Genomic DNA, 25,659 nt, shown 5'->3' on the forward strand with positions numbered 1-25,659 from the left:
GGATAGGTACGGGATGAACAAGCTTTGCGGAATGGTCACCTTTCCGGAATGTACACCTCTCCTGCCATTTCGCCTACTGCCCAAAGGATTACCCTGAAGATCACCTTGAAAATCACCCCAGGCGCCGCGCCACCCTGAAACCCACGACGTCGTTGGACAGCACCGCCGAAAAGGCGTTCCGCACGGCCGAGCGCAGGTAGCGCGGCGGGTACAGCCAGGCACCGCCGCGCACCATGCGCCGTGCCGGGTCGCCGCCCTCTTCCCAGGCGGTGCCATCGGCCGGGGCGCCGTCGTAATCGTCGTGCGCAGGGTCCTGGGTCCACTCCCACACGTTGCCGTGCATGTCGTACAGGCCCCACCCGTTCGGCTGGAAACTGCCGACCTTCGAGGTGCCGCCGCGCGATTCGCCCCGCACTCCGTTGCCATACGTAAAATGAGCGTCGTAGTTCGCGTATTCGGCGCCGATCTCGTCGCCGACCGAGAACGTGGTGCGAGTGCCCGCGCGGCAGGCGTATTCCCATTCCGCTTCGCTCGGCAGCCGGTAAGGCGCTCCCGTCATCACCGACAGCCAGCGCACATACTGCTGCGCGTCGTGCCAGCTGACGTTGACGACCGGGTGCCAGTCATCCTGTTCGAAGCCGGGTTGCGCCCAGTCGGTGTCGAGCTTCGACTCCCATGCGGTGGCGCGCACGAAGCGGCGCCATTCGCCCACGGTGACCGGGTAGCGGCCCAGCGCGAACGAGCGTTCGACGGCCACCCAGTGGGTGGGCAGCTCGCGAGCGAGCCATGCGGCCTGCGCGCCGGCCTTGCGCGCCACCACGTGCTCGTGCTCGGTGCCGCCCATCTGGAAGCGGCCGGTCGGAATCAGCACCAGGTCGGGGCCCACGGCCGTGCCGTCCAGGAAGCGGTCGCGCAGCACGCCGCTCGGATCGGCCACGGGGCTGGCCGCGAAGGGCATCAAGGCCGCCAGCTCGGCGGCGTTGCGCGCGGCCTGGTCGCGGCGGGCACGTTCCTGTTCCGCCCGGTAGGCCGCCTGCGCCTTCAGCAGCGCCGCCTTGCGCTGCTGTTCCTCCTCGATCGCGCGGGCCTTCGCGGCATCGGCCTCCCGGCGCGCGATCAGCTGCTGGCGCAGCTGCTCCTTGCGCGCCTGCGCCGCCGCCTCCGCTTCCACGCGGCGCTGTTTCTCGCGCTGCCGCTCCAGGTCTTTCTCGCGCTGCTTCTCCAGCTCGCGCCGCACCTGGTCTTCCCGCACCTTCTTCAGCGCCGCGGCCTGGGCCTCGGCCTGGCGCCGCGCCGTCGTTTCCACCTGGCGCTGGATGCCCAGCCGGCGCTGCTCTTCCGCCTCCTGCACCCTGGCCTGCTCCAGCGCCCGCTGCTCCGCGTGCAGGCGTTCCTGCGCTTCCTTCAGCTGGGCGCGCTGGCGTTCGTGCTCGCGGCGCTCCGCCTCCAGTTCCGCCGCTGCCACCTGCGCCGCCAGCTCCTCGGGCGATGGACCGGCCGCGCGCCGCAACGCATCGAGCAGCGCGGTGACCGAATCGAACCGGGCACCGCTTTCGAACGCGAAGCCCTTTTGCAGCACCTGCCACTGCGCCTCGTTCAGGCCGGGCGGCGCCGGCGGCGGCGACCGGGCCGGCGGCTGGCTCGATGCCTGATCCGGTGGCTGGCCCGGCGCCTGCGCCGGCACGCCCCGGAGCGGGTCGAAAGGGATCGCCCCGGCCAGCATCTGGTACACCATCACGGCCACCGCGTACACGTCCAGTTTCGGCGTGGGCCTGGCCTGCTGCGTGCCCGTTTCCGGGGCGCGGTAGCCCGCCGTGCCGGCATTCGGCACCTGCGGCAGGCCGGCATCGGCGTCGCGCGAGCGCGCGGCGATGCCGAAGTCCAGCAGCTTGATGTCGCCCTGCGCGGTCAGGAACACGTTGCCCGGCTTGAGGTCGCGATGCACCAGGCGGTGCCGGTCCCACGCGTATTGCAGCGCGCTGGCGACCGGCCGCAGGATGCGCTCCACCTCGCCGAACGGCACCGGGCCGTGGATTGCCAGCCAGGCATCGAGGTCCTGCCCGTCCAGGCATTCCATGATGATGAAGTAGCTGGCCGTGGCCGGGTCCTGCGCCCATTCATAGACGCGCACGATGTTGTCGTGCGCGAGCCGGCGCGCCTGCGTGGCTTCCTCGACCAGCAGGCGGGCATGGGCCGGGCTTTGCGTGAGCTGCGGCGGCAGGATCTTCACGGCCACCTGTTCGCTGTGCCCGAGCTCGGCGTGGGTGGCCAGGTCGGTGGCCTGCCATACCTGGCCCATGCCCCCCATGCCGATCAGCCGTTCGAGCCGGTAGCGCCGGTGCTGCGGGCCGATCTCCTGTCCGGCCATCAGCCCCAGTTCGGTGCCCTGGCGGGCCGGCACCGCCGCATGGGCATGGGCCGGCGGCGGCGCGGTGGCGCCGGGCGTGTATTCGGCGTCCAGGATCGCGTTCTTGCGCCGCTCGAACTCTTCCGCCGACAGCAGCCCGTCGTCGTGAAGGGCGCGCAGTTCGCGGATTTTTTCCCTTGCCGTCTGCATCGATATGCTGCCGTTCCTTCAGCGCCGTAGCGGCACGCCGCATTCCGCACAGAATTTCGCCTCGGCCTTGTCGGCCGGGACCGGGTGGCCGTTGACGCACGCACGCGGGCCCGCCTGCGCCAGGGCGTGATGATGGTGCACCGGCGCGCCGGCCTGCGCCACGCCGACACCGAGCTGCATCTGCGACGCCAGCGCGTTCGCATGGCCGGCGTTCTGCAGCTTCAGCAGTTCCAGCTGGTGCTGGCGGTCCTTGTCCTGCTGCGTGTCGGCACGCGTGCGCTCATCGGCCAGGCCCTGCTGCGCCATCCGCATCGCTTCCAGCGGGCTGACACTGTTCTCGGCGCCCACCACCAGCGCCAGTGCCTGCAACCCGTCGGCGCTCATCGCCGACTGCGCCTGCACCTGCAGCAGCCGGGCCAGCGCCTGCGCGTTGGCCGTGGGCGCCAGCGCGACCTTGCCGGTATCGGACAGGTTGCCGATCGCGCCGATCCGCTCGATCTCGATGCGCGCCAGCTCGGCGGCATGGTTCTGCTGCGCCACCAGCGTCTCGTAGGCGGAACGTGCGCGCGCATAACGCTCCTCGCGCTCCAGCTCCAGCTGGCGCAACTGCTGCTGCCACTGCGCCTCGTGCTCGCGCAGCTTCAGGGCAAGGCGGTTTTCCTCGGCCTCGTGCGCGATGGCGTGCACCTGGCGCTGGGCGATGCCGTCGGCCTCGATCGTGCGCAGCAGCTTTTCATGCTGCGCCACGGCTTCGGCACTGGCGCCGGTGCGGCGCAGTTCCTCCAGCCGCGCCGCGATGCCGGCCACTTCGACCTGCGACGAAACCTCCTTGACAGACTCGCCACGCGCCAGCTCGCGCCGTTTCGCCACGTGCAGTTCCTCTTCCCAGTCGCGGATGCGCTCGGCCTCGCGCTTGCGGGCCAGGTTGGCCAGCGCCACCGCCTCCAGGCGGCCCTGGTGGTGCCCGGACTCGATCTCCGCCTCGCGGCGCTGTGCCTCCAGGTACGCCTGCTGCAGCCGCAGCGATTCGGCACGGCGCCGGGATTCGTCCTCGATCCCCAGCGCCTGTTCCATCTGGTTGCGGATCTGCTGCACGTGCAGCTGGTGGGTGAACCGCTGCCGGGCCAGCGCACGCTGCTCCACCGCCTCCTGCTGCGCCACTTCCAGCTCGGTACGCATGCGGATCTGGGCCAGTTGCCGCACGTGTTCCCAGTCGGCGGCCTCCCCCGCCTGCGTGGCCGCCGTTTTCGCCAACTCGTGTTCCAGTTCGGCGGCCGCGGCGCCGGCCCCCCGGTCGAACGCGGCCTTGCGGGTGCGCGATTCGACGATGCGCGCATACAGGTCGATTTCGCGCGCGCGCAGCGCCTGCATGCGCTCGGCCTCGCGCAGCGACAGCTCGGCCTTGTCCACGGCGGCATCCTGCCGCAGTTCGGCGCGGCGGTACTGGCTGCGCGCGTTCTGCTCTTCGCGCGCCAGCGCCAGCCATTCTTCCTCGTCGTACAGTTCATCGAGCTGCTTCGCATGCTCGAGCTCCACGTGCCGCTCGTCGGCCACCAGCCACAGGCTGCCGACCCGCTCGCGATTGGCATCGTACTTGTCGTGGCGGAGCTGCAGCGTTTCCACCTGCACCGCGGCCAGCCCGAATTCGGCCAGGCGCAGCTTCAGCGACGATTGCAGCCGCTCGTCGAGCTGCAGGCGCAGGTCGGGGTTCGCGCTCATTTCGCGGATCGAGCGGGCGCCGACGAATTCGGCGGCGACCTGCCATACCGACTGCTGCAGCAGCGCCTGCAGGTGGCGGGTCGTGACGGTGCCCGGCGCCGTCATGAAATGCTGGGCGAATGCGGGCACGTGTTCGACCCTGATGCCGACGGTGAAGCTGGCGTTCACCGCCAGGTGCTCGGCGGTATGCAGGTCCGACAGGTTGAACGCGACCGGTAGCGGGGTGGTGCGGGTGATCAGGATTTCAGCATGCTCGTGACGCAGCAGGTTGTTCAGGCGCTGGAAAAAACCTTCCAGTTCGTATTCGCCCTGCGGCACCTCGGTGGCGCTGCTGCCCTGCAGGATATAGGCCCGCGTGGTGGCCGGCACCCGCAGCGTCTTCGTGAAGATGCCCGACAGTTCGCGCACGCCGAAGTACACCGCCAGCTCGTCCGCGGCGGGCACCCAGCGGTTCTCGACCAGTACCGGCTCGCTGCGCGGCGCGCCCAGCGACAGGCCGCACTGCGCGCAGTAGCCGGCAGCCCCGCCGCGCTGGCCGCAACGGGGACATTTGACACCACCGATACCGAACATCTTGAACATGTCAGCTTCCTCCATTTTCAGCATGAGCCGCCCGGCAATTTTAACAGGCGCGACATGTTTGTTCCGCTTCCGTTGCCAATGCGCATCGCGCATCACGCATCGCATAATCGTTGCAAGTTTCATATCACGCCGATGCGCTCGACGCAGGCGCACGACGCGCCTTTGGCACGCAATGCATCGATCCATCCCGGCGGCAGTGCGGCCCCCCAGGCGGCCGGCAACAGCACGCGGTCGCCGGCGCGCGCTTCGGCCAGGATCAGCGCCGCCTTGGCATCGAGCCCGGCCACGGCATCGACCTGCCCGGCATGCCAGGCGGCCGAGCTGCCCGTGGCGATCAGCCGGCCGCGCGGCACGAATTCGCGGCCGCGCGCAAGGCGGTCGGCCATCACCAGCGCGAGCTGGTACGAGTCGCCGGCAAAGCGCGGTTCGCCGAACCGCACGACCGTGCGCCACCGCCCCAGCCCGCGTCCGTCGAAATGGCGGGCGCCGGCCAGCGCCTGGCGAACGGCCTGCTGCACGGCCGCATCCACGCCTACGCCCACGGCCGCGATCGTGTCCTCTTCGCCGGCCTCCGCGCCGTCCAGCGGGCTCACGCTGACCTCGACCCATGCCAGCGCATCGTTGATGCCGCCGCTGTGCAACGGGAACCAGGCGCGCACGGCCGACACGGCGGCACCCGGATCGGCATGCCCCGTCAGCGCGCCGAGATGCGGCAGGTCCGCACCGCCGAGCAGCAGCACGGCGCCGGGCGGCGCCGCGGGCAGCGCGGGCGGCGCGTCGTAGCCGTCCACGCGGCCCAGCTGCCACGCCTCGGACCAGCCGAGCGCCGACACCTCTTCCAGCCCGGCGGCGGGCCGCCACACGTCGCGCGCCATCCGGTCCGCCAGCACGGCGGCCAGCTCCCAGTTGCGTTCGCCCTGCGCGGGCACGCCGTCCATGCCGAGCACCACCTGCACGCGGCTGTCGAAGCGTGGCTCCGTCAACCGGGCCAGGCGCACCACTTCCGCCATCCGCTCGCCGAGCGCGGGCGCCCCCGGCACCACGCACTTGACATCGGCCCGGTCCGCACGGGGGCGCACGGTGGCCGTCACCGTCAGCACGCGGCCGTCGCGCAGCGTCGTGCGGCAAACAGCCGGCATCGGCAGCCCGGCGGGGTAGCGGTGCCCGTTCATGGCGCGATCTCCCGCCGCTCGCCGGTGCCGGCCGCGGCATCGGCACGGCGGCCGGCCAGGTGGAATGCCAGGTTGGCCACGATCCGCTCCAGTTCCGTATCGTCGCCGCTGGTCCGCTTCATGGCGGCAAACTGGGCCCACAGTTCGTCGAGTGCGCGCGCGGCGGCCGCGCTGGCGCCGCCCAGGCGCCGCTGTTCGTCGCGCCCGCGCGCATGCCCCGGCGCCGACCAGGCCAGCGCCGGCATCGTGTTGACGTCCAGCGCGGCCAGCGCGAGCCGCTGCAACAGCGCCTGGCGGAGCGCGAAGGCGGGCGCCGGCAGGCTTCGCAACGCGCGCGCCGCATCGGGCAGTTCCAGGAACAGGCGGCGCAGCGCGGCTGCGTCGTCCGGGTCCGGCGGCCGTGCCGCCACGGGCGGCGGCAGCGGTTCCGGCGGCTCCGCTGGCCGGGGTGGCATGCTCTCGGCCGCCCGCCCGCGCAGCATGCCGGCGAAATCGACATCGTCCAGCTCGACGGGCACGCAATCGTCGACCGTGATGCCGAAGCGCATGTACAGCAGTTCGTCCAGGCCGGCGCGGAACGCGTTCCATTCCGCCAGCGACGTGCAGGGCGGCAGGTCCAGCGTGCCCTGGTCCAGCGCGGCGCGCAGCGCGAGCTCGATGCGCCCGGCGAGATCGCCCAGCGGCAGGCGGTCGCACTGTCCGGCCACCTCGCTGAACAGGAACAGGTCGAAGCGCTGGCGGGCCAGGCGCGGGTCGGCGGCGTCGACGACGAATGCCAGCCGCAGGCCGAGTTCCGGCGCGCCGGCGAACGGTACCAGCCCGATCGTGTGCGGGCCGCTGTCGAACCACCATGCGGTTTCGCCCTTGCCGGCCATGGTCGCCCTGGCGCCGAAGGCCGCCGGGCGGCGCGCCTGGCCGTCCGCGCCGAACACGACGACGGTGGCGCCGGCCGGCGGCGCAGCGTCGCCGCAGCATGCCGCGACGGGCGCGCCGCCCGCCTCCCCGCCATGCAGCGACGGTTCGCGCCGGCGGGGCCCCGGCTCGTGCCCGACGGTCATGCCAGCGCCGTCACGGCGAAGACGGCGCCGTGGCGCTGGAAGTGTTCGGCCGGCGCGGTGCCGAACGGCCAGCGGCGCTCGCACTCCCCGTCCGCATCGAGCCGGCCCTGCAGCACGATGCCCCCGGCGCCGTCCGTCACGCGCAACAAGGCGGCCTCGCGCAGCAGGCCGCCGGCGGGCGGCGCGGCGGCATCGAGCTTCAGCACGACCTGCCAGCCGCCGCCGGAAGCCAGGAAATGCAGCGTCCACAGGCCGTCGTCGGTCGTCAGCGACGGCAGTTCGCCGGTATCGGCGGCGCGCAGCATGCCGGCACTCGATTGCCACGCGCCGCGGCGGCGTGCCAGCGCCAGGTGGCGGAAGCGGCGCAGCGTAACGGGCGACGCATGCAACGCTGCCAGCTCGCCGGGCGTCAACGGGCGCGTGCCTTCCAGCGCCGCCAGCAGCGTGGCGTCCGCCAGCATGGGGCGGTCTCCGGGGGCCGGGCGCGCCAGCAGCAGACGTTCGCGCAGTTTGGCATCAGGGTTCATCATGTTCTCCAGCGGGATTGCCCGCATACAGGCGGTCGAGCACCGCATTGCGCCGCTTGCGCAGCGTGGGCACGGACATGCCGCCCCGCTGCGCCAGCCGCTGCAGCGTGGGCAGCTCGCCCGTGTCCTCGTCCAGCCAGTCGTCCGGATAGCTGTCGTCCGACGGGCCCAGCAGCTTCAGGAAAACCGCCAGCCGCACCGGCAACGCCTCGTCGCGCAATACCGCCAGCGCGGCCGCGCGACCGGGCAAGCCATCATAGCCGGGGGCGGCGCAAAGATCTTCTTCCTGCCCTGCCTCGGCATCCTGATCCGGCGGCGGCAGGATGCGGTCGGGCATGCCGTCAGGGCCTGCCCGGGCATGGGCTTGCGCCGCCACGCGGTCGAGGTCTTCCAGCCAGGCGGCGGCATCGTCGCCGTCCTGGCGCCATTCGCCGCCGTCCCGGTTGCCGGACAACTCTTCGTAATCGCCGATCTCGGCCAGCATGGCGGCGATCTTTTCCGGGCTGTTGCGCAGGCTGGAAAAGCGTTTCGATTTCGTGTGCAACGGGCCGGGCGCGCCGCCGAAACGCTCCAGGGTCGCGCTCCAGTTGATCACCCACGCGGCCTTGCATTGCGCGATCGACTTCATCTGGCGCACTTCGATCGGGATACCATCCGCCTCGCGGCCGAGGATCGCCGCCACCTGCCCGGCGGTGCCCGGCCAGCCGGCGAACACCTGCGCGATCGCGGCGCAGGCGGTGTCGAGCATGCGGTAGGTGTAGATGCGGTTCGGCGTGCAGGCCTGGCCGGTGGCGGCCTGGTAATTGTCGGCATCGACCTTGTCGCGCAGCGTGGCGAACATGTCGTTGACCTTCTTGCGCAACAGCGCGTCGCCGGCGCTGTGCAGCCAGAACGGGCCGCTCTTCGCATGTTCGGCCGTGACAGCGGCGGCGAACGCCGCGAAGAACGCCGGCTGCGCCTGCAGTTCGAACAGCAGCGCGAGCGCCAGGTCGCCGGCGCCGTCGCCATAGCTGTTGCCCGCGGCCGTGCCCCGCGACGACCGGGCGGCGCCGCGCAGCGCGTGAGCCACCACGTCGGTGTACCAGTCCAGCATGGCCGCCCCCTGCGCGGGATCGAGCAGGTGCACCAGCTCGCACTGGCGAAACGCGACGAGCGACGCATGGCCGAGCAGCTTCCTCACCTGTTCCCAGCCGGGTTCCTGGTAGCGCGTTCCTGGCAGCCTCATGACTTCATGCGATGGTTCATGCAATTCCAGGCCGCCGGGTCGCCGGGTGTCGGCGGGCCGGCGGCGGCCAGTCGTCATCATGCCATGGACGAGCGCCATTCAATCGGCCGTGGACGGCGCCCTTTTCACCGCTGTTCCCCGTTAGCCGGGCCGGTTCTGCCGCCTTCGCCCTACCGGCCCGCCATGCCGCCCAGCAGCGCCGCCACGGCGGGTGCCGCGTGATCGCCGCCGGTGCCCTCCGAATGGCTGGCATGGACGGCGAACGCGAGCCGGTGGCGCTGGCCCGGCAGGCTGCCCGGTTCCAGCCAGCCGGTAAACCATACCGTGGCGCTGTCGCCTGCCGTGCCCGTGGGCGCCGTGCCCGTCTTGCCGTACAGGCCGGCGCGCACCTGGCGCGGCAGGCCGTGGAAGGCGCCTGCCGCCGTGCCGGCGTCGATCACGCCTTTCATGCCGGCGCGGATGCGATCGAGCCGGATATCGAGCCTGGCGGGTGCCGGCTGCGCGGCGGTCCGCTCATCCAGTTCCAGCAGCAGGCGCGGCGCGGCCGTGGCGCCCTGCCCGATCGCGGCGGCGGCCAGCGCCATCTGCAGCGGCGTGGCCTGCATCCGCAGGCCGATGCTCATCTGCCGCAGTTCGTGGCGCGTATGGACCGGGTCGACGTGCGCGGGCGTGGCCTGCAGGGCGTCGTAGGCGCCCCAGCGGAAATCCGGCGCAAGCAGGCCGCCGTCGAGCCGCAGCCGGCGCTCGAACCCGAGGCGGCGCGCGGCCGCCAGGATCGGGCGGGCGTCGTCGAGCGCGCCGGCTTCCAGCGGTTGCAGGTCGGGCGCGCCGCCATCGGCATCGCCGAACAGCGTGCGGTCGGACAGCTCGCCGGTCCACGCGAACCAGGTGTTCAGGCTGTACGCGAGCGCCTGGGCCAGGCCGAGGCGCCCTTCCCGCGCGCGGCGGTCGATGCCCTGTTCGCGGTAGTTCGTCACATACGCGCCGCGCGCCGCGGCCGGATACGTGGGTGCGGCGGTGGCGAAATCGAAACCGCGTTCACGCGCCAGCGCGTTGATGGCGGGCAGCGGCTCGCCGGCCAGGAGCCGGTCCAGCCGGCGGTCGTTTTTCGCCGCCAGTTCGAGGCCCAGCGCGCTGACGATCTTGAACGTGGAACCGGGGCTGTGGTGCGCGCCGCCGTCGTGCTGCAGCGCCGGCAGCCGCAACGCGCTGCCGGCCGGGCTGGCACGGTCCAGCGCGCGCGCCTCGGCCCAGTTGCCGGCGTCCACGCGGGGCTGGCCGGCGCCGGCGGCGGCGAGGATGTCGCCGTTTTCCGCGTCGAGCACCACGATGCCGACCCGGCGCTGTGCCGGCGGCGCGGTGCCGCCGTCGCAGCGGCCGTCCTGCCACCGGCCCCGGCGCAGCGCCACGCAGTCGAGCACCCGCTGCGCCAGTGCCTGCAGCGGCAGGTCCAGCGACAGGCGCGCGCCGCCGCTACCGGCACGGGCCAGCATGCCGGCGATGCCGGATTCGTGCCCGGGGCCGAGGCCGAGCAGCGGCGCCAGCCCGGCGCGCGTTGCCGCGGCGGTGGCACCGTCGCCGGTCCATAGCGGTGTGCCGTTGCGGTCGGCGACCCGCATCGGTCCATCGGGGCCGCCGCGCCGCGCTGCTTCCGCCGGCCCGGATGCGGAATAAGCGAGGGGCTGCCAGACGATCCGGTTTGCCACCACGCGCAAATGCCGGTAGCGGTATTCGCCGGGCTGCGCGGCCTGCCGCGCGTCGAGCGGCGCCACTGTCAGCACGATGCGGCGCGCGCCGGCGCGGGGTTGCAGGCGCAACAGCTGCACATCGTCCGGCGCCGCGCAGGCGCGGCCGTCGCACGCGGGGCGGGCTTGTACCAGTGCGCCTTCCACCTGCAGCAGGCGCCCGGCCAGCAGCAGCGTCGGCGAGTCGCCGGCGCCGGCCTGCGCGGAGGGCTGCGGCAAGTCCAGCGTCAGGCGCGATGACCCGCTACCCGCCGGCGGCGATGCCAGCCGGGTCCACGGCTGCCAGCCCTGGGGCAGCGCCGCGAACAGGCGGGCCGCGAGCGGCGCCAGGGCGTCCGTCACCGGACCGTCGGCCCGCCAGCGGGAGGTTTCGCCCGTCCGTACACGCCACGCCAGCAATGCGCGCTCGCTGTTGTACAGCGCGACCTGCTGGCGCACGTAGCTGCCGTCCGCCTGGCGGTACAGGCGGCGCAGCAGCCTGACGGCGGCGGCGTCGATGCGCACGTGGCGCCAGGCATCGAGGTCGGTGGCGCGCTGCTCCACCGGCGCGGCACGCCAAGCCGGCAGGTCTTGTGGTGCGAGCTCGATGGCGCCGTCGTCGGCAAGCCTTGCCAGGCCGCGCGCCTGCAAGGCCGCGAACAGGGCTTCGTCTTCCAGTTCGGGTGCCGCCTGCACGGGAACGGCATAGCTGCCCGGTGCGAGCCATGCCGTCGCGCTGGCGCCGTGCGCCGCGAAGGCCGTCACTTGCGCCCTGCCCGATCGCGCTGGATCCGGGCCATGGATGCGCGCCACCAGTTCGCCGGCCCGTGGGCAGGCGGCGCTCGGCCGGCGTACCATGTGCAGCGCACCGCCTTCCCATGCCAGCCAGCCTTCGCTGTTCAGCGTTGCCTTGCCGGTGGCGGCGCGGACGATGCCATCGCCGCCGTCGCCGAGCCAGCGGGCCGGCGCACCTGTCCACGCCAGTTGCAGCGGCAGGCCGGCATGGCCGGTCAGCGTCAGCCGGGGCATCGACGCCGTCGACTTCGATCCTTGCGCCACCAGCAGCACGTTGCGCGCCGCTGCCCGGGCACCCGCGCCATGCCACCGTTCGACATCGGCAAAGCGGTAACCCAGCCGCAGAGACATCGACTGTGCGCCTGCGCCGGCCAGGTCGCGGCACAGGTCGATCCGCACCGGATCTTCCGCGCGCAGGCCGCTGGCCACGACCAGCGCGCCGCCGGGCTGCGGGAGCATCGCCGTACCCGGCGTTCCCGGCACGTCGAACCGCGCCCCCGGCAGTACCGGCTGGAACACCGCCGCCGCGCGCGGCGCATCGCCGCCCGCTTCCGTCGCCGCCGCCGTGGTCCCGATGCGCAAGGCATTTGCGCCGAGCAGACTTCCTCCCAGCAGCACGAACGCCGACGCGGCCAGCAAGCCCCACGGCACCGCGCGCGGCCCGCGCAGGTTCCTTTCCCGGCGCCAGGCGCGGCGGCGATGCTCGACATGATCAGCAAGAAGTTGGGCCATGCCGCCCGCTAGCGGGGGGAGGAAGAAAACAGCACGTTAATGTTGCTGAAAACCGGGGTCGGACCCCGAAAACAGGAAATATTTCCAAAAATCGGGGTCTGACCCCGGTTTCGGGAAACATCGCTGATACATGCCGTAGCAAACCCTGCACCATTTGTAAGAATCTGAAATCGCTTTATGTCGCCGGAACCTGGCGGGCTATAGTGGTTTCAACGGGGCGCTCGACGCCCGGGGCAGACAACGGAGAGATACCATGATCAGGAATGCATTCATCGCGGCGGCGGCCATCGCCATCGGTTCAGCGGCCTTCGTGCCGACGCAGGCACTGGCGCAGGTCGGCGTGAACGTCGTCATCGGCACGGCACCGCCGCCGGTGCGCTGGGAAGCACCGCCGCAACCGCGCCGGGGACATGTATGGGCGCCTGGTTACTGGGACTGGAACGGCCACCGCCACGTGTGGGTCGGCGGGCAATACCTGGCCGAACGCCCCGGCTATGTCTACGCGCCGCCGCGCTGGGTCGAATACGGCGGACGCTGGCGGCATGAACAGGCCCGCTGGAATCCCTACGGCCCCCGTGGCGACCTGGACCGTGACGGGGTACCGAACCGCTACGACCGCGACCGCGACGGCGACGGCAAGCCGAACTGGGCGGACCGCAACGCCAGCCATTACGACCGCGGCTACCGCGACCGGAACCATTACGACCGGGGCCACGACGATCGTGGCCACGGCTACCGGAACGACGGCTACCGGAACGACGGCTACCGGGGCGACGGCCCGCGCCGCGACCAGGATCGCGACGGCATACCGAACCGCCACGACCGCGACCGCGATGGCGACGGCGTGCCGAACCGCTACGATCACCGGCCGGAAAATCCGTATCGCCGCTGAGCGGACCGATACGAAAAATGCCATCCCGTGCGGATGGCATTTTTTTGGCGGTCGTTCGCGGCAGCGGTAAAATCGGCGCTTTGCCTTGCGCCCGATGCCGCCTTCATCTTCCACCCCACGCACCGTGGCACTCGCCCGCGCCGCCGCCGAAAAACTGGCGCGCCGGCCGGTGCCGCCCTCGCCTTCCGCGTGGCGCGGCTGGTTCGACGGCTCCGCCACGCCGAATCCCGGCCGCATCGGCATCGGCGCGCTGCTGCTGGGACCTGGCGGCGAACGGGTCGAGATCAGCCGCCATGCCGGCGACGGCACCAGCGGCGATGCCGAATACCTGGCGCTGATCGCGCTGCTGGAAGCGGCGATCGAGCTGGGCGCACGCGAACTGGCCGTGTACGGCGACAGCCAGGTGGTGGTGCAGGATGTGCTGATGGCCGGGGTACCCGGCGCGAAGGGGCTGGAAGAGCACCGCGCCCGCGCGCTGGGGCTGATGGCGCGGCTGGACGGGGTGGCGTTGCGCTGGCTGCCGCGCCACCGCAACGGCGAGGCTGACAGGCTGTCGCAGCGCGCCATCGCCGGCACCCGCCAGGCCGGCGACGGCCCGGCTGCCCGGGCACCGGCGCCCGAACCGGGTTAGAACTCTTCCCAGTCCGATTCGACCGACCTGGCCGCCGCGACCGGCTTGCGCGCGGCCGGCGCGGGCTGTGCCGCCGGCTGGCGCTTCACCGGCCGGGCCGGCGCAGCAACCATTTTCGGCTTCGCCGCCGCGGTCGCAGGAGCACGTGCGGAGGCGCGTGCGGAAGCCTGTACGTGTTCCGCGCCGCTACCGGTGCGGAACACACTGACCACGTCGGCCAGCGCTTTCGCCTGCTGCTGCATCGACTCGGCGGCCGCGGCCGACTGCTCGACCAGCGCGGCGTTCTGCTGCGTCACCGCGTCCATCTGCACGATGGCGCCGTTCACTTCCTCGATGCCGGTGCTCTGCTCGACGCTGGCGGCGGCGATTTCGCCGATCACGTCGCTGACACGGCGCACGCTGGCCACGATGTCGTCCATCGTGCTGCCGGCTTCCGTCACCAGGCGACTCCCCTCGGCCACCTCCGACACCGAAGCGCCGATCAACTCCTTGATCTCCCTCGCCGCGGCGGCGCTGCGCTGGGCCAGGTTGCGCACTTCGCTGGCCACGACCGCGAAACCGCGGCCCTGCTCGCCCGCCCGCGCCGCTTCCACGGCCGCGTTCAGCGCCAGGATATTGGTCTGGAACGCGATGCCGTCGATCGTGCCGATGATGTCCACGATCTTCTTCGACGCGGCGTCGATCGACGTCATGCGGCCCACCACCTGCTGCACCACGTCGCCGCCCTTGGCGGCGGCCGCCGCGGCGGTGGCAGCCAGCCCGTTGGCCTGCCGCGCATTGTCCGCATTGGTGCGCACGGTGGACGTCAGTTCCTCCATCGTCGACGCGGTCTCTTCCAGCGCCCCGGCCTGCTGTTCGGTGCGTCCCGACAGGTCATGGTTGCCGGCCGCGATCTCGCTGGACGCCAAGGCGATGCAGTCGGTACCGCCACGCACCTCGGTCACGATATTCAGCAGCGCCGCATTCATGTCGCCCAGCGCGCGCAGCAGCGTGCCCGTTTCGTCGGTGCCGGCGGCCTCGATGCGGCCGGTCAGGTCGCCTTCCGCCACGCGCCGCGCGGTGGCCACGGCCAGGCGCAGTGGCCGCGTGATGCCGACGGTCAGCCACCACGCGCTGGCTGAGCCGAACACCAGCGCCAGCAACGCCAGCGTGCCGACGAGCGCGCGGCTGCGCTCGTTGATGGCATCGATCTCCGCGCCAGTCTCGTCGATCCGCGCCCGCTCCAGCGCCAGCAGATCCTTCACCAGCTCCTGGTATCTGGCGGCGCCCGGCACGAACACGGATTCGAAAATCCTCGCTCCTTCCTCGAGCTGGCCGGCGGCCTTCAGCTTCGCCACCTGGTCGCGCGAACTGAGGTACACCTTGCGCTGGTCCATGATCTTCGCGAACAACGCCTTCTCTTCGTCCGTGACGAGCAGCGCCTCGATCTTCTTCTGCAGCTCCGAGGACCGCGACGAGGAGCCTTTGCTCTCGTCCGCGAAGTAGGCTGCCAGCGACGGGTCCGCCGACTTGGCGATCGCCGTGGTGCGGCGAACGGCGCTGTCGATGTTGGTATACCAGTCGCTGATCATCCGCTCCTTGGCCAGCGGCGAAGCCATCATGTTCCTGGTGGCCTGGGCCACGTCGTCCAGGCGCCACAGCGCGATGGCGGCGATGACGAGCGCCAGCGCGATCGTGACGGCAAAGCCCAGTCCGAGCCGCCTGCCGATGGCGAGATTGCGGAAGAAGTTCATGGCGTCCTCAGGCGGCGAGCCGTTCGATCAGGCCCATGTCGTCGCTCGACATCAGGCGATCGATGTCGACCAGGATCAGCATCCGTTCATCGATGGTGCCCAGGCCCGTGATGTACTCGGTGTTCAGGGTCGAGCCCAGGTCCGGGGTGGCCTTGATCTGGTCCGGCGTCAGCGTCGTCACGTCCGACACGGCGTCCACCACCATGCCCACCACGCGGGTGCCGATATTGAGGATGATGACGACGGTGAACGGGCCGTATTCGGGCGTGCCGAGGGAAAAGCGGATGCGCATGTCGACGATCGGCACGATGATGCCGCGCAGGTTGAGCACGCCCTTGACGAAGTCCGGCGCGCTGGCGATCCGCGTCGGCGCTTCGTAGTTGCGGATCTCGCTCACTTTCTGGATGTCGATGCCGTATTCCTCCTTGCCCAGGGTGAAGGCAAGGTATTCGGCCGGGTTGATGCGCGTAGCGGTATCGGTCATGGTGGTCCTGTCAGCGGTAACGTCTATGAGATGCGGAATGTTACCGCAGGCCAAGTTTTAGCGCATCAAAAATTCCGCACAGCAACGGCATTTAACCGAAAAACTTGCCCGAATTACAGCTAAAGCGTTTCATTCGTGGCACAATGCCCAGGCTTCGCATGCCTGACACTACGACCCGCACATGACAACAACGATTACGCCGCCGGCCGGCTGGCACCAAAAGCTGGTCGCGATAGCGGCCGCCATGCCGGGAGACGACGGCGCCCACGACACCAGCCACCTGCACCGCGTATGGCGCAATGCCGGCGAACTGCTGCCCGACCATCCCGAGGCCGATGCGCTGGTGGTGATGGCGGCTTGCTACCTGCACGACATCGTGAACCTGCCGAAGAACCACCCCGAACGGCACCTGGCGTCGCGCCAGGCGGCCAGGGAGGCCGTACGGGAACTGGCGGCGGCGGGCTTTCCCGCCGCGCTGCTGCCGGGTGTGGCGCATGCGATCGAGACGCACAGCTTTTCCGCCGCGCTCAAGCCGCGGACGATCGAGGCGAAGATCGTGCAGGATGCGGATCGGCTGGATGCGCTGGGCGCCGTCGGCCTGGCGCGCATGTTCTACACGGCCGGCCGCATGGGATCGCGCCTGGCGCACGCCGCCGACCCGGCGGGCCTCGACCGCCCGCTGGACGACAAGACCTATTCGCTCGATCACATCGCCGTCAAGCTGGCCACGCTGCCGGGCACGATGCAGACCGCCGCCGGCCGCCGCCTCGGCGAAGCGCGCGTGCGCGCGCTGACGGCGTTCCGCGACCAGTTCGTGGCCGAATGGGCCGCCCCGGCCTGACTTGACGGCCACGGCACGATGACCTCCCGAACCGTGCGACCCCTGCTCGCCGCCCTGCTCCGCGCCTCGTTGGTCCTGACGGCGCAGGCCGCGTACGCCGACGGCGAAGGACACGTGCGCGCGTTGCGCGAACGCACCGACATCGTCATCCGCGCCGATCACACGATGGAGCAGACGGTCGACTACACGTGGCGGGCCGTGGACGCCACCGGCGCCGGCACGCTCGGCCAGCAATATGTGAACTGGGATTCGCGCCGGCAGACCCTCGAACTGCTGGCCGCCGAGACGATTCCCGCCAACGGCGCGCCGATCCCGGTGGAACCCGCCGCGATCCAGGTCCAGGACGGCATCCTTGGCGGCGTGTCGTTCCCCGAGAAACGCCTGCTGCAGGTGACGTTCCCGCAGCTGGCCGCCGGCGACGCGATCCGCATCCGCTACCGGCTCGTGCAGAACGTGCCCGAGCTGCCGGGCGGCATGTCGCACGTGATGTTCCTGCAGGACGACGTGATCCGCGACGACAGCGAGATCACGGTGCGCCATCCGCGCGCGCTGTCCCTGAAGGTCGCCCAGTACGGCCTGGCGCAGCGGGCAGCCGCCACCGTGGACGGCGACGGCCAGCTGCTGCGCTGGCACTACCGCAGCACCGGCACCGGCAGCGCGGAGCCGAATGCCGCTAACGGCTGGCGCCGCACGCCGCACCTGATGCTGTCCACCTTCGCCGGCTGGCAATCGATCGCCGATGCGTACGAACGCGGCGCGGCACCGAAATCGGCCGCCACGCCGGCGATCCGCGCGCTGGCCGAACAGGTGGCCGGACGGACGCCGGACGGGCGCGCCGCGGCGCGCCTGCTGTACGACTGGGTGCGGGCGAACGTGCGCTACGTGGCCAGCTACGTGGGCGACGGCGGCTGGGTGCCGAACGATGCCGCCACCGTGCTGCAGCGGCGCTACGGCGACTGCAAGGATCACGTCGCGCTGCTCCAGGCGCTGCTGGCGGCGCGCGGCATCGAGGCGTCGCCCGCGCTGCTGCGCGCCGATGGCGAGAACTTCACGCTGCCGGAAATTCCCGTGATGTGGTTCGACCACGCCATCAGCTACCTGCCGGCGCTCGACGTCTACCTCGACTCCACCGACGATGCGATGCCGTTCGGCCTGCTGCCCGACAACGACGCCGGCAAGCCGGTGCTGGCCACGCGCCTGCGGCCGGCGCTGCGCCAGTCGCCGCTGCCGCACCCGGACGGCCATCGTGTCGAGCGCAGGGTCGCGCTGAAGGTCGCGCCGGACGGCTCGGCCGAACGCGTCACCGATATCGTCGGCCACGGCCGCAGCGCCGTCTCGGTGCGGCAGTTTATCGACGGCGTGACCGCCGCGGGCACGGCCGACTGGGTGCGCCGCACGATGGCGTCAAGCGGCTACGAAGGCGACGGCAGCCTGGAACCGCTGCCGCAGGCGGGGGCCGATATGCTGGGCGTGCGCTACACGGAACGGATCCGCAACTATGTGAGCCAGCCGGAGGCCGGCGTGCTGTCGTTCCTGCCCGGCATGAACGGACCGGTGCCGCTGGCCGGCTTCGCCGGGCGCTTCACGGAGCGCGAGCGGCATTACGATGCGCGCTGCGAACCGTTCGCCGTGCAAGACAGCATGACGATCGAGCTGCCCGCCGCGATGCAGGTGCTGTACGTGCCGAAGAACCTGTCGATCCGGCAGGAAGGCCTCGACTACGCGGCGACCTATTCGCGCGACGACACGCCGGGGGCCACGCGCTACCGGCTGACGCGCCGGGTGGTGGCCGGCAATCCGCGCGGCTGGTGCACGCCGCAGGAATACCAGGCGCTGCGCCCCGCCATGAACCGCATCAGCCGCGCCATGAACGGACGGCTGGTGTTCGTCCTCAACGATACCGACATGGCGACTGCCACGACTGAACGATGAAAGACGACTCGAAGCCCGCATTGGAGCACGCATTGGAGCACCTACCCGAGCCCGCATCGGAGGACGATCCGTCGCAGGCAGGCTCCGGGCCGGCCAGTGCTCCGCAGGTGAACCTGAATTTCGTACTGCTGTGCGTGTTCATCGACATGCTCGGCGTGGGGCTGATCATCCCGGTGCTGCCGGTGCTGGTGGGCGAATTCGTCGCCGCGCGCGAGCAGCAGTCGATGTGGTACGGACTGCTGGGAGCCACGTTCGGGCTGATGCAGTTCTTCTGCATGCCGATGCTGGGGGCGCTCAGCGACAGGATCGGCCGCCGCCCCGTGCTGCTGTATTCGATGGTGGGCATGTCGCTCAATTTCCTGGTCACCGCGCTGGCGCAGAACCTGGCCTGGCTGGTGGTCAGCCGTGTGATCGGCGGCATGTCCGCGGCCAGCATGTCGGTGGCATCGGCCTATGCGTCGGACATCTCGACGGCCGACAACCGCGCGAAAAGCTTCGGCAAGATCGGCGCCGCGTTCGGCATGGGCTTCATCGCCGGGCCGATGCTGGGCGGCATCCTCGGCGGCATCGACCTGCACCTGCCGTTCTACGTGGCGGCGGGCCTGTCGGCGGCCAATTTCGTCTACGGCTGGTTCTGCCTGCCAGAATCGCTGCCGCCGGCCCGGCGCGGCGCCTTCGCGCTGCACAAGCTGAACCCCGTGGCGGGCCTGCTGAAGCTGTGGCGGCGCCGCGAGACGCGCGGCCTGGTGACGGTGTTCACGCTGGTCGCGCTGGCGCAGACGATGCTGCACACGACCTGGGTGCTGTACACCACGTTCCGCTTCGGCTGGTCCACCACGCAGAACGGCATCGCCCTGTTCTGCGTGGGCGTGGCGTCGGTGATCGTGCAGGCCGGACTGCTGGGCGTGCTGATGAAGCGTTTCGGCGAAGTGCGGCTGTCGCTGCTGGGGCTCGGCTCCGGCACCATCACGTTCCTGCTGTACGGACTGGCCACGCAGGGCTGGATGATGTATGGGCTGATCCTGTGCAACCTGCTGGCGTTCGCCGCCGGGCCGGCGCTGCAGGGCATCATCTCGAAGGCCACGCCGGCCAGCGAGCAGGGGGAGCTGATGGGTTCGCTACATGCGATCAACAGCGTCGGCGTGGTCGTCATGCCGCTGCTGGGCGGCTTCCTGCTGGCCCGTGTCAGCCACCTGCCCTCATCGGACTGGCGGATCGGCGTGACGTTCTTCGTCAGCGCCGCGATGCAGGCGGTGGCGATCTTCTTTGCACGGCGCTGGTTCCGCGACCATCACGTGGCGCGGTAGGTCTTGACCGGTTTCGAACGGTTCGGCGCGCTTTCAGCACGCCATGCAGGCTTCCGGTTCCCGCGCCAGCGCGTCGCCGATCGCATCCGCCACGGCCGCCGTGCCGCCCGGCAGGTCCGGCGCGATCACGCTGACCCGGATAGCCCTTTCTTCATGGCGCAGCGCTTCCGATATGGCATGCAGCGCGCGGGCGCTGGCGCCCGGCACGGCCTGCGCCGGGCCCACGCACCCCGCCGCCGCCAGGTTGACGACGTGGCCGCCGCCGGCACGCTGCATCAGCGGCAGCACGGCGGCGATAGCGTACAGGGCGCCGCGCACGTTCACGTCGAGCATGCGGTCCCACTCCAGCAATTTCAGCGCACCCAGGCGCGACGGCAGCGTCACGCCGGCGGCGTTGACGAGCGCGTCGACCCGGCCGTGCCGCCGGAAGGCCGCGAGCACGAAGGTCTGCGCATCGTCGGCGTCGGTCACGTCCAGGACGTGACACTCGGCGCTGCCGCCGGCGGCGCGGATGTCGGCGGCGAGCTGCACCAGTCGGCCGATGCGGCGCGCGCCCAGCACCACGTGGTGCCCGCGCGACGCCAGCAGGCGCGCCGCGGCCGCGCCGATACGGCCGGTGGCGCCGGTGATCAGGATGATTTCTTTCTCGACCATGTCTGCTTCCCCTGGATGGCATTGCGATGTTGCCAGTGTAGGGATCGCGCGCCGCGCAGGGTTGCGCGAAGGTTTCGAATCATTGCCCGATCCTCCAGCAACGTTCGCGAAGGCATGCGGGAGAGGCATAATCGATGCCGGAATCCACGGAAGCAATGGAGGGAAACATGGATGCAGGCATGGAGCAACGGATGCAGGGCGATATGAAGGGAAGTAAAAGCGAAGACATGAGCGCGGACGCGCGGCGCCAGGCGCGGATGGTTGAATTGATGGGCGTGCTCGCGCCGGCCCAGGGCTACACGCTGTGCGGCCTGCCCGGCGTGAAGTTCATGCGCACGCACGCGGTGCATCCACGCGGACCGGTGCTGTACGAGCCTTGCATCGTGATCGTCTGCCAGGGCCACAAGCGGGGTTACCTGGGCGGCCAGGCATTCGACTATCACGCGCAGCAGTTCCTCGTGCTGTCGGTGCCGCTGCCGTTCGAGGGCGAAACCGTGCGCGCCTCCGAAGCCGAGCCGATGCTGGCGATCTCGATCCCGATCGACCTGCAGCTGGCGGCAGAACTGGCCCTCGCCGTCGACGACGCGGGAGCGGGCACCACGCCGCCGCCGGCGCCGCGCGGCATGATGGCATCGAAACTGGACGACGCGTTGGGCGATGCCGTGCTGCGGCTGCTGGGCGCCCTCGTTTCGCCCGTCGAGACGCGGCTGCTGGGCCCGGGCATCCTGCGCGAGATCCTGTTTCGCGTGCTGACCGGCGAACAGGGCGGCGCGTTGCGCGCCGGCCTGGCCCACCAGACCCAGTTCGCCAAGATCGGCAAGGCGCTGCGCCGCATCCACGCCGATTACCACCGCCAGATCGACGTGGCCACGCTTGCCGAGGAAGCCGGCATGAGCCAGGCCGCGTTCCACGCCGGCTTCAAGGCGGTGACGATGACGTCGCCCATCCAGTACCTGAAGACGACGCGGCTGCACAAGGCCCGCCTCCTGATGGTGCAGGACGGGCTGACGGCCGCCACCGCCTGCGGGCGCGTCGGCTATGAAAGCACATCGCAGTTCTCGCGCGAATTCAAGCGCTTCTTCGGGCGCACGCCGGTGGCCGAAGCCCGCGAGATGCGCGGCCTGCTCGCCCAGGCGCCGGGCGGACGCGAATCGCCCTACGTCAGCGCGCCGTAGCTTCCGCCAGGGTTCAGCGCCCCGCCGGCACGATCGGCAATTCGATCGCGCTTGGCAGCTCCGGCGTGTGGTACACGCGCTGCGTGGCCTTCACGTAATCGGCCGGCTGCGCATGGAAGATGTTGGGCACGTAGCGCTGCGGGTTGCGGTCGTACAGCGGGAACCAGCTGGACTGGATCTGCACCATCAGCCGGTGGCCCGGCAGTAGCACGTGATTCACGTTCGGCAGCGCGAAGCGGTAGCGTTCCGGTTTGCCGGCGGCGATGGCGGCCGGCGCCGACAGGCTGTCGCGGTAGCGCCCGCGGAAGATGTCCATCGACAGCGGCAGCTGGTACCCGCCCAGTTCAGGCTGCGACGGCACTTCGTCCGGGTAGACGTCGATCACCTTGACCACCCAGTCGGCATCGGTGCCGCTGGTCGAGGCGAACAGGTTCACCACCGGCGCACCGCCCAGCGTCAGCGGCGCCTTCAGCGGTTCCGAAACGTAGGTCAGCACATCCGGCCGGTCGGACACGAAGCGCTGGTCGCTCACCAGCCATGGCCGCCATACCTCCGGATCGCCCATCCGCACCGGGCGCGGCACGAACGGCACCGGCTTGGCCGGGTCGGATACATACTCGTCGAAGGCATTGCCCGCACCCGGCGTGTTGAACGACAGCTTGAAGCCGTCCTGCAGGTAGACGGCCTGCGCGGGCGCGGGGCAGCTGGCGGCGCACGCGAGCGGCCAGCGCTGCAGCCGTTGCCAGCGGTTGGTGCCGGTCTGGTACGACAGCACCGGCGGCGTGTCCGCGCGCGGCGCGCCGTCCTTCAGGTGCTGGTCCAGGAACGGCTGCATCACGTCGCGCCGGAATTCGAGCGCCGTGTCGCCGGTGAATTTCAGCGCGCCCAGCGACGCCCCTTCGTAATTGACGCCGCTGTGCCGCCAAGGCCCCACCACCAGGTAGTTGAGGTCGTTGTTCCGGTCCTGCGGTTCGAGCGCTTCGTAGACGGCGTAGGCGCCGTAGATGTCTTCCTGGTCCCACTGCCCCACCACCGTCATCGTCGGCACCTTCAGCTTGCGCTCGCCGAGAAGGCGGTCCAGCGCCTGGTGCTGCCAGTAGCTGTCGTAGGCCGGATGCTCGAACAGCTTCTTCGTGTAGGTCAGCTTGTCGAGGCCGAACTGGCGCGCATAGCCGGCCGCCGAGCCGGCGCGCAGCATGCCTTCGTAGTCGTCGTGGACGCCCGTGGCGAGCGGATCGCCGCGGCCGCGCACCGTGGTCTGGCTGCCGATGTACGGCAAGGTGGGCATGCGGAACGCGCCGTTGTGGAACCAGTCGTCGCCGCGCCAGCCGTCGACCATCGGGCTCATCGGCACGGCGGCTTTCAGCGCCGGGTGCGGGTCGGCCAGCGCCATCAGCACGGTGAAGCCTTCGTACGACGAACCGAGCATGCCGACCTTGCCGTTCGTTTCCGGCACGTGCCTGACGAGCCATTCGATGGTGTCCCACGCGTCGGTGGCGTGATCCGTCTTCGTGGCGTTCAGTGGGCCGCGCAGCGGGCGCGTCATCACGTAGTCGCCTTCGGAACCGTACTTGCCGCGCACATCCTGGAACACGCGGATGTAGCCGCCCTGGACGAAGGTCTCGTCGCCCTGCGGCAGCGTGGCCAGCATGCTCGGGCTCCTGCCGCGCTGCGCGCGGCCGGCCGCGTTGTACGGCGTGCGCGTGAGCAGGATCGGGGCCTTGCCCGCACCGGTCGCGCCGAGCGCGGCCTTCGGCACCACGATCACCGTGTACAGCCTGACGCCGTCGCGCATCGGGATCATCGCCACGCGCTTGACGTAGTCGGCGCCCGCCGTGGGCGCCTCGAATTTGCCGCCGATATCGGCGGCCATCGGCGCTGTCTGCGCGAGCGCGCCCGACGACAACTGGGCCAGGGCCAGGGACAGGGTCAGCAACAAGGTGGGGGGCAAAACGGGGGCAAGGCGGGGGTGCATCGGTTCCTCCGGGCGGGCAATCGCCAGATGGTACCGTGTCATTTCATGATCGGCAACGAAACAATTGCTTACAGAGTAATAGCGTGCGGGCACACGGCTGTTACATCTTGCGGTCAGAATGGAATCATACCGTTCACCACAAGGAGTACATCATGAAAAAACTGCTGATCGCCGCGATGTTCGCAACGTCGATGGGTTCGATCGCCGCGCCGGCCATGGCCGCCACGGAGGTGATCGTCGTGCGCAAGGCGCCGCCGCCGCTGCGCCACGAAGCAACGCCGCATGCCCGCCAGGGTTACGTATGGGCGCCGGGCTACTGGAAATGGACCGGCCACCGCTACTCGTGGGTCAAGGGCAGCTACGTGAAGGCGCGCAAGGGCTATCACTGGTCGGCACCGGCGTGGCAGGAACGGGATGGCCGCTGGCAGTTCGCCCGTGGCGAATGGCGCCCCGGCGACCGTGACGGCGACGGCATCCCGAACCGCTACGACCGCGATCGCCGCAACGATTCGGATCGCGACGGCGTGCCGAACGGCCGGGACCGCGACCGCGACAACGACGGCGTGCCGAACCGGCACGACGAGCGGCCCGACAATCCACGCCGCAACTGATTCGCGCGGCCGGTGGCTGCGGCCGGCCTGTCTTGACAGGCCGGCATGAACCTGCAACCATAGCGGGATGATTTTTCAGCCATCACATCCGTCGTTCCGCACTAGCCATGCTCCCTGGTGGCGCCGCTCCATGCCGTGCGGCCCCCTTTTGAAGTGATGTGATTTCAATATGACGCCGCCTCTGCCAAGGTGGCGTTTTTCATGGCGCATCCGGGCAGGGGCCAACCCCGAAGGTATGCAATGAGCCAACCGCAGAACGAAACCTCCTCCGCCGCCCCGGCAGCCCCGGCAGCCACGCCCGCCGTGATCCTGACGGGCGACCGCCCGACCGGCCCGCTGCACCTGGGTCACTTTGTCGGCAGCCTGCGCAGCCGCGTCGCTTACCAGCACGAGTATAGGCAGTTCATCATGCTGGCCGATTCGCAGGCGCTGACGGACAATATGGACGACATCAACAAGGTGCACCGCAACGTCGTCGAAGTGGCGCTCGATTACCTGGCGGTGGGCATCGACCCGTCGAAATCGACGATCCTGATCCAGTCGCAGATCCCCGAACTGGCCGAGCTGACGTTCTATTACCTGAACCTGGTCACCGTGGCGCGCCTGGAACGCAACCCGACGGTGAAAGCGGAAATCGTGCTGCGCGGCTTCGAGCGCGACATCCCGGCCGGCTTCCTCACCTACCCCGCTTCGCAGGCGGCGGACATCTCGGCGTTCAAGGCGTCGATCGTGCCGGTGGGCGAAGACCAGATCCCGATGATCGAGCAGACCAACGAGATCGTGCGCCGCTTCAACCGCATCGCGAACCGCGACGTGCTCGTCGAGTGCAAGGCGCTGGTGCCGGAAATCGGCCGCCTGCCGGGCATCGACGGCAAGGCGAAGATGAGCAAGTCGCTGGGCAACACGATCAACCTGGGCGCCTCGGCCGACGAGATCACCGCCGCGGTGAAGAAGGTCTACACCGATCCGCTGCACCTGCGCGTGCAGGACCCGGGCCACCTGGAAGGCAACGTGGCGTTCATCTACCTGGACGCGTTCGATACCGACAAGGCCGCGCTGGAAGAAATGAAGGCGCACTACGTGCGCGGCGGCCTGGGCGATTCGATCGTCAAGAAGCGGCTCGAAGTGGTGCTGCAGGAACTGCTCGGCCCGATCCGCGCCCGCCGCGAGGAATTCGCCAAGGACAAGGGCTACGTGATGCAGATGCTGAAGGAAGGCACGCAGCGCGCCCGCGAGGTGGCCGCGCAGACGGCCGACGAAGTGAAGGCGGCGCTGGGCCTGACGTACTTCTGAGCAGCCTGATACCCCCGCCCATCATCGCGCTGGCAGGCTG

Annotated in this window: 19 protein-coding genes; 8 read left to right on the forward strand and 11 right to left on the reverse strand. The window is 70.3% G+C overall.

The window, feature by feature from the left end:
* Positions 1 to 112 precede the first annotated feature (112 nt).
* From GJV26_RS01205 to GJV26_RS01235, 7 genes are all read right to left on the reverse strand, one after another.
* Positions 113 to 2,557 (reverse strand): SUMF1/EgtB/PvdO family nonheme iron enzyme, encoded by a 2,445-nt coding sequence (locus tag GJV26_RS01205; RefSeq protein ID WP_155706953.1) that lies wholly within the window; start codon positions 2,555 to 2,557, stop codon positions 113 to 115.
* Between the two features lie 18 nt (positions 2,558 to 2,575).
* Positions 2,576 to 4,858 carry an SPFH domain-containing protein gene (locus tag GJV26_RS01210; protein WP_155706955.1) on the reverse strand — a complete coding sequence of 761 codons (2,283 nt, stop codon included), beginning with the start codon at positions 4,856 to 4,858 and terminating at the stop codon, positions 2,576 to 2,578.
* Positions 4,859 to 4,977: 119 nt separating this feature from the next.
* Entirely contained in the window at positions 4,978 to 6,030 is a 1,053-nt protein-coding gene (locus tag GJV26_RS01215) for a hypothetical protein (RefSeq protein ID WP_155706957.1), read from the reverse strand.
* Positions 6,027 to 7,088: a hypothetical protein gene (locus tag GJV26_RS01220; protein WP_155706959.1), complete on the reverse strand. Its 1,062-nt coding sequence runs from the start codon at positions 7,086 to 7,088 to the stop codon at positions 6,027 to 6,029. Before GJV26_RS01220 ends, GJV26_RS01215 begins: the two co-directional genes overlap by 4 nt.
* On the reverse strand, positions 7,085 to 7,618 hold the full coding sequence (locus GJV26_RS01225; protein ID WP_229419132.1) for a hypothetical protein: 534 nt from the start codon (positions 7,616 to 7,618) through the stop codon (positions 7,085 to 7,087). The genes GJV26_RS01220 and GJV26_RS01225 overlap by 4 nt, the downstream gene beginning before the upstream one ends.
* Positions 7,605 to 8,840, reverse strand: coding sequence for a hypothetical protein (locus GJV26_RS01230; RefSeq protein ID WP_155706963.1), 1,236 nt, complete (start codon positions 8,838 to 8,840; stop codon positions 7,605 to 7,607). Before GJV26_RS01230 ends, GJV26_RS01225 begins: the two co-directional genes overlap by 14 nt.
* Positions 8,841 to 9,010: 170 nt before the next feature.
* Positions 9,011 to 12,091 carry a penicillin-binding transpeptidase domain-containing protein gene (locus tag GJV26_RS01235; protein ID WP_155706965.1) on the reverse strand — a complete coding sequence of 1,027 codons (3,081 nt, stop codon included), beginning with the start codon at positions 12,089 to 12,091 and terminating at the stop codon, positions 9,011 to 9,013.
* Between the two features lie 253 nt (positions 12,092 to 12,344).
* On the opposite strand from GJV26_RS01235, the gene GJV26_RS01240 reads away from it, so the two are divergent.
* The gene (locus tag GJV26_RS01240; RefSeq protein ID WP_155706967.1) at positions 12,345 to 12,983 is read left to right on the forward strand and encodes a YXWGXW repeat-containing protein; all 639 of its coding nucleotides are present in this window, start codon (positions 12,345 to 12,347) and stop codon (positions 12,981 to 12,983) included.
* A 94-nt stretch (positions 12,984 to 13,077) separates the two neighbouring features.
* Complete coding sequence (locus GJV26_RS01245) at positions 13,078 to 13,614, forward strand: ribonuclease HI family protein (protein ID WP_155706969.1); 537 nt, start codon at positions 13,078 to 13,080, stop codon at positions 13,612 to 13,614.
* Here the strand turns inward: GJV26_RS01245 and GJV26_RS01250 are convergent.
* Positions 13,611 to 15,347 (reverse strand): methyl-accepting chemotaxis protein, encoded by a 1,737-nt coding sequence (locus GJV26_RS01250; RefSeq protein ID WP_155706971.1) that lies wholly within the window; start codon positions 15,345 to 15,347, stop codon positions 13,611 to 13,613. The two genes, GJV26_RS01245 and GJV26_RS01250, sit on opposite strands and share 4 nt — an antisense overlap.
* 7 nt (positions 15,348 to 15,354) lie before the next feature.
* Entirely contained in the window at positions 15,355 to 15,831 is a 477-nt protein-coding gene (locus GJV26_RS01255) for a chemotaxis protein CheW (protein ID WP_155706973.1), read from the reverse strand.
* A 181-nt stretch (positions 15,832 to 16,012) separates the two neighbouring features.
* On the opposite strand from GJV26_RS01255, the gene GJV26_RS01260 reads away from it, so the two are divergent.
* The 3 genes from GJV26_RS01260 to GJV26_RS01270 are packed head-to-tail and all read left to right on the forward strand — an operon-like array spanning position 16,013 to position 19,911.
* Positions 16,013 to 16,672 carry an HD domain-containing protein gene (locus GJV26_RS01260; protein ID WP_155706975.1) on the forward strand — a complete coding sequence of 220 codons (660 nt, stop codon included), beginning with the start codon at positions 16,013 to 16,015 and terminating at the stop codon, positions 16,670 to 16,672.
* Between the two features lie 18 nt (positions 16,673 to 16,690).
* Positions 16,691 to 18,604: a DUF3857 domain-containing transglutaminase family protein gene (locus tag GJV26_RS01265; RefSeq protein WP_155706976.1), complete on the forward strand. Its 1,914-nt coding sequence runs from the start codon at positions 16,691 to 16,693 to the stop codon at positions 18,602 to 18,604.
* Between the two features lie 32 nt (positions 18,605 to 18,636).
* Entirely contained in the window at positions 18,637 to 19,911 is a 1,275-nt protein-coding gene (locus GJV26_RS01270; protein ID WP_371866434.1) for a TCR/Tet family MFS transporter, read from the forward strand.
* A 33-nt stretch (positions 19,912 to 19,944) separates the two neighbouring features.
* On the opposite strand, the gene GJV26_RS01275 is transcribed toward GJV26_RS01270, so the two are convergent.
* A complete protein-coding gene (locus GJV26_RS01275) occupies positions 19,945 to 20,565 on the reverse strand; it encodes an SDR family oxidoreductase (protein WP_173346111.1) in 621 nt (206 codons plus the stop codon).
* A 203-nt stretch (positions 20,566 to 20,768) separates the two neighbouring features.
* Here GJV26_RS01275 and GJV26_RS01280 point away from each other — a divergent pair, with 203 nt between their 5' ends.
* Complete coding sequence (locus GJV26_RS01280) at positions 20,769 to 21,740, forward strand: AraC family transcriptional regulator (RefSeq protein WP_155712171.1); 972 nt, start codon at positions 20,769 to 20,771, stop codon at positions 21,738 to 21,740.
* Positions 21,741 to 21,753: 13 nt separating this feature from the next.
* Here GJV26_RS01280 and GJV26_RS01285 read toward each other — a convergent pair whose 3' ends face one another.
* Positions 21,754 to 23,715 carry a CocE/NonD family hydrolase gene (locus tag GJV26_RS01285; protein ID WP_155706982.1) on the reverse strand — a complete coding sequence of 654 codons (1,962 nt, stop codon included), beginning with the start codon at positions 23,713 to 23,715 and terminating at the stop codon, positions 21,754 to 21,756.
* Between the two features lie 152 nt (positions 23,716 to 23,867).
* Here GJV26_RS01285 and GJV26_RS01290 point away from each other — a divergent pair, with 152 nt between their 5' ends.
* The gene (locus tag GJV26_RS01290; RefSeq protein ID WP_155706984.1) at positions 23,868 to 24,326 is read left to right on the forward strand and encodes a YXWGXW repeat-containing protein; all 459 of its coding nucleotides are present in this window, start codon (positions 23,868 to 23,870) and stop codon (positions 24,324 to 24,326) included.
* Between the two features lie 240 nt (positions 24,327 to 24,566).
* A complete protein-coding gene (gene trpS / locus GJV26_RS01295; RefSeq protein ID WP_155706986.1) occupies positions 24,567 to 25,619 on the forward strand; it encodes a tryptophan--tRNA ligase in 1,053 nt (350 codons plus the stop codon).
* Positions 25,620 to 25,659: the final 40 nt, after the last annotated feature.

This window comes from Pseudoduganella dura (genome assembly GCF_009727155.1).
GTDB classification, from domain to species: Bacteria; Pseudomonadota; Gammaproteobacteria; order Burkholderiales; family Burkholderiaceae_D; genus Rugamonas; species Rugamonas dura.

Bases quoted from the DNA above. Each gene is read 5' to 3' on its own strand.
- GJV26_RS01210 (WP_155706955.1), bottom strand. From the start codon at position 4,858: ATGTTCAAGATGTTCGGTATCGGTGGTGTCAAATGTCCCCGTTGCGGC.
- GJV26_RS01280 (WP_155712171.1), top strand. From the start codon at position 20,769: ATGAAGGGAAGTAAAAGCGAAGACATGAGCGCGGACGCGCGGCGCCAG.
- GJV26_RS01285 (WP_155706982.1), bottom strand. From the start codon at position 23,715: ATGCACCCCCGCCTTGCCCCCGTTTTGCCCCCCACCTTGTTGCTGACC.
- GJV26_RS01290 (WP_155706984.1), top strand. From the start codon at position 23,868: ATGAAAAAACTGCTGATCGCCGCGATGTTCGCAACGTCGATGGGTTCG.
- GJV26_RS01260 (WP_155706975.1), top strand. From the start codon at position 16,013: ATGACAACAACGATTACGCCGCCGGCCGGCTGGCACCAAAAGCTGGTC.
- GJV26_RS01230 (WP_155706963.1), bottom strand. From the start codon at position 8,840: ATGAGGCTGCCAGGAACGCGCTACCAGGAACCCGGCTGGGAACAGGTG.
- GJV26_RS01240 (WP_155706967.1), top strand. From the start codon at position 12,345: ATGATCAGGAATGCATTCATCGCGGCGGCGGCCATCGCCATCGGTTCA.
- GJV26_RS01235 (WP_155706965.1), bottom strand. From the start codon at position 12,091: ATGGCCCAACTTCTTGCTGATCATGTCGAGCATCGCCGCCGCGCCTGG.
- GJV26_RS01220 (WP_155706959.1), bottom strand. From the start codon at position 7,088: ATGACCGTCGGGCACGAGCCGGGGCCCCGCCGGCGCGAACCGTCGCTG.
- GJV26_RS01205 (WP_155706953.1), bottom strand. From the start codon at position 2,557: ATGCAGACGGCAAGGGAAAAAATCCGCGAACTGCGCGCCCTTCACGAC.
- GJV26_RS01265 (WP_155706976.1), top strand. From the start codon at position 16,691: ATGACCTCCCGAACCGTGCGACCCCTGCTCGCCGCCCTGCTCCGCGCC.
- GJV26_RS01225 (WP_229419132.1), bottom strand. From the start codon at position 7,618: ATGATGAACCCTGATGCCAAACTGCGCGAACGTCTGCTGCTGGCGCGC.
- GJV26_RS01275 (WP_173346111.1), bottom strand. From the start codon at position 20,565: ATGGTCGAGAAAGAAATCATCCTGATCACCGGCGCCACCGGCCGTATC.
- GJV26_RS01250 (WP_155706971.1), bottom strand. From the start codon at position 15,347: ATGAACTTCTTCCGCAATCTCGCCATCGGCAGGCGGCTCGGACTGGGC.
- GJV26_RS01255 (WP_155706973.1), bottom strand. From the start codon at position 15,831: ATGACCGATACCGCTACGCGCATCAACCCGGCCGAATACCTTGCCTTC.
- GJV26_RS01245 (WP_155706969.1), top strand. From the start codon at position 13,078: ATGCCGCCTTCATCTTCCACCCCACGCACCGTGGCACTCGCCCGCGCC.
- trpS (WP_155706986.1), top strand. From the start codon at position 24,567: ATGAGCCAACCGCAGAACGAAACCTCCTCCGCCGCCCCGGCAGCCCCG.
- GJV26_RS01215 (WP_155706957.1), bottom strand. From the start codon at position 6,030: ATGAACGGGCACCGCTACCCCGCCGGGCTGCCGATGCCGGCTGTTTGC.